We start from the raw sequence: 2,802 nt of genomic DNA on the forward strand, positions 1-2,802 counted from the left end.
TGTTATTCTTTATGAGTGTCATAGCAAAATCATCCTTTATTGTTTGGTGTCGTAACCTCAATAATACATGATTTTTCGCTAAGGCACTTTTTTTATAAATTCAGGTGGCTAACTTGATTATACAATTCGCCAAAAGTATAAATTATAATTAGAAAAAATACATTAGACAGATTCTTTATGTCTGTGTTCCATGGTCTGAAGAACAAAAATCTCTTTGTTTTTTCATATAGACATACATTCTGTGATAAGTAGCACCAGAAATTATAATAATCATACCTAGTATTGAAATTAAGACGTTTTCTCCATATACAGTATAGATGGACGCACCTAATATACTACCTAGAGCATCTCCTAATAAAAAAGCAGATTGAATAATACCGAGATATAAAACTAATTCATTTTTAGGTAACATATCGTATTCCATTATTTCTTTTAAGACAAAGAAACCTGCTGTTTCTATACCAATAATCATTAAAAAAACTACCATTAGTATCCTATCAATACCTATAAATCCAAGTATAATAATAATAATCCCCGAAGTTAACTCTAATGTAACAAATGTTTTAGATGCATTTCGAGAAAAAATATTAAACTTAAACAAAAAGATAGACAGCACTTTAAATATTCCATACATAGTATATATTATACTGGCTACTGCAGCATTATAACCAACATTTTTGATTAAAACAGGTATTAATGGTTCGATTAAAGATGTAGATATTCCTAAAATCAAAACAGATAAATATAAAAATATACTATGAGACTTATTAGTGGGAAGTTTGAAAGTTTTTTTTATTTTTTTTTTGTTTCCACACTATTTCTTATAGGAATGTTCTTCATTCCTATAAGAAATAGTAGCATAATCGCGCTTATTACTAGTAAATAAATATATTTATTATTAGTATTTATAAAAAATATTAATTGACCTGAAATTAGTGTTGCAATAGTTAAAGATATTTGCATTATTGTATACCTAAATGAAATTATTTTCTCTTTATGTTCTTTGTTCTCATCTGATAAATAATAGATCCAAGATCTAATAGCTAATAAACATACAGATGCACCTATTCCAGATATTCCGCCTGATAGTATTGCTATTATCGGACTTTCATAAAAAACCCTTAAAGACATTCCTATGGCGTATAATGGCAAAAATACTCTTAGTAATTTCTGTATAGACCAATGGTTAATAAAACTTGAAATTATGAAAGATAGCGAACCAAATATAGCCATTGAAGCATATGATAAAGAATAATTAAATAAAGCGTTATGGTTATTAAACCATAAAACTTGTATATATTTTGAAATGCCCATACTTGTGTAAAAAACAACTAGAAAAACAACTAAGTTATTAGGTATTACTTTTCCTTTAATCATTTAAATATTTCCTCTATTTCTTTATTGAAAAACACAAATTTTTTATTACTATATTTAGCTTTCAATTTCTGTATAGTATCTACTTCCAAAACTTGTTCTAAAGTAAGTAAATAATTATATAATGCTTCTTCTTCTTTACTATCTTCATAATTATAATCTAATGCCTTTTTAAAAAAACATTTTAGAGTTATTATAATCCTCTAATAAATAGTAACAATATCCTAAGTAAGAATTTTGAGAATAACAGTCAGGATTATTTGTGTTTTTTAATATTATCCAATTCTTCTAATGCTTCTTCAAACCTATTTTCTTCAATTAAAAAACGCACTAAATCATATTTATATTCTATATCATTTTCATCTGAATCAATAACCATCTTTATTGTTTTTTCAGCACTATCAATCATATCTTCTTTTAAATAACACTGGTATAAGTTGTACATAAGAACCGTTTTATGCAATTTAAAGTGAGAATTCGTGTTTTTTTTCGTTTATTATTTCAGATAGCATCGCAATCTTTTCATTCAATATATTTATACATTCTGTAGTTTTACCCTCCTGAAAAAGAGCTAATGCATAACCATTTCTGTTAAATATTTCAATGAATTTTTGTTGATCTCCCAAACACAGTAATTCTGTAGTTGCAATATTATGAGCTTCATTCAATATGAGTTTAGCTTTTTTTTAAATCTTTAAGTTTATTAGGATTGGTTCTTAAATAATTCATATGTATCCGAAAACTTTTGATTTACGTGTTAAAGATGGCTTTTTCATAATATATCCCTCTTTTAATTGTAACCTATAATAAGATTATCATAGTTATATACATTAGTAAATGTTTATTTCTGATTTTTCTGATAATTAGATTGTTATTTAATAATTTTAATGTTTATATGTAATTTTTCTCTTTACCTCTGTTTTTTAGTCAGAATAAGTGTCCCAAAAGTTCCAAAAAAACTTTAAGTTATTAAAGAAATCTGTAAGCACTTATTGCAAAAAAATTTATCATAACCATCAGTAAATACATTACTTTATAATTTATTACTAATCTTATTTTATTAGATCAATAATTTCTTGTATTGTGCCCTTATTTATTTTTCGTTTTTTTTTTTGATTATACAACAGTCACATGAAAGTATGTTATAAAAAAAGCACCTTATGAATGGGTGCTTTTAAAATAATTTCGTTGTTAAAAAGTTAAGATTTCTTTTTTTTCATGAATTGCAAGCATAAGTTAGCCACCACGTGCCGAATCATGATAGTAAGTTTACTTTTTTCATTTGTGAACAGTTGAAGTTTTGTAATTTCTTCTAAAAATAGCTCTTTTGGTGTTTGAAATCCTAAAATCCGACGTGGCAAATTATTCATCCATGTTTGAATCCGTTGGACAAGTTGATCACTTACATCACTGACAGAACGTCCTTTT

Annotated in this window: 3 protein-coding genes and 1 pseudogene; all 4 read right to left on the minus strand. The window is 25.8% G+C overall.

Features of this window, described 5'->3' with window-relative positions; genetic code table 11:
• Nucleotides 1-175: 175 nt before the first annotated feature.
• A complete protein-coding gene (locus BCAMP_RS11195; RefSeq protein WP_084038834.1) occupies nucleotides 176-796 on the minus strand; it encodes an MFS transporter in 621 nt (206 codons plus the stop codon).
• Nucleotides 793-1,377: an MFS transporter gene (locus tag BCAMP_RS11200; RefSeq protein WP_035315668.1), complete on the minus strand. Its 585-nt coding sequence runs from the start codon at nucleotides 1,375-1,377 to the stop codon at nucleotides 793-795. The genes BCAMP_RS11195 and BCAMP_RS11200 overlap by 4 nt, the downstream gene beginning before the upstream one ends.
• 253 nt (nucleotides 1,378-1,630) lie before the next feature.
• Nucleotides 1,631-1,783, minus strand: coding sequence for a tetratricopeptide repeat protein (locus BCAMP_RS11205; protein WP_156921235.1), 153 nt, complete (start codon nucleotides 1,781-1,783; stop codon nucleotides 1,631-1,633).
• A 790-nt stretch (nucleotides 1,784-2,573) separates the two neighbouring features.
• A pseudogene (locus BCAMP_RS13990) lies at nucleotides 2,574-2,802 on the minus strand (hypothetical protein); the annotation flags it as partial.

The sequence above is a fragment of the Brochothrix campestris FSL F6-1037 genome (assembly GCF_000525915.1).
In the GTDB taxonomy this organism is placed as follows: domain Bacteria; phylum Bacillota; class Bacilli; order Lactobacillales; family Listeriaceae; genus Brochothrix; species Brochothrix campestris.

What these genes read in the sequence shown, in the direction of transcription:
- BCAMP_RS11200 (WP_035315668.1), bottom strand. Translation starts at nt 1,377, where the DNA reads ATGATTAAAGGAAAAGTAATACCTAATAACTTAGTTGTTTTTCTAGTT.
- BCAMP_RS11205 (WP_156921235.1), bottom strand. Translation starts at nt 1,783, where the DNA reads ATGATTGATAGTGCTGAAAAAACAATAAAGATGGTTATTGATTCAGAT.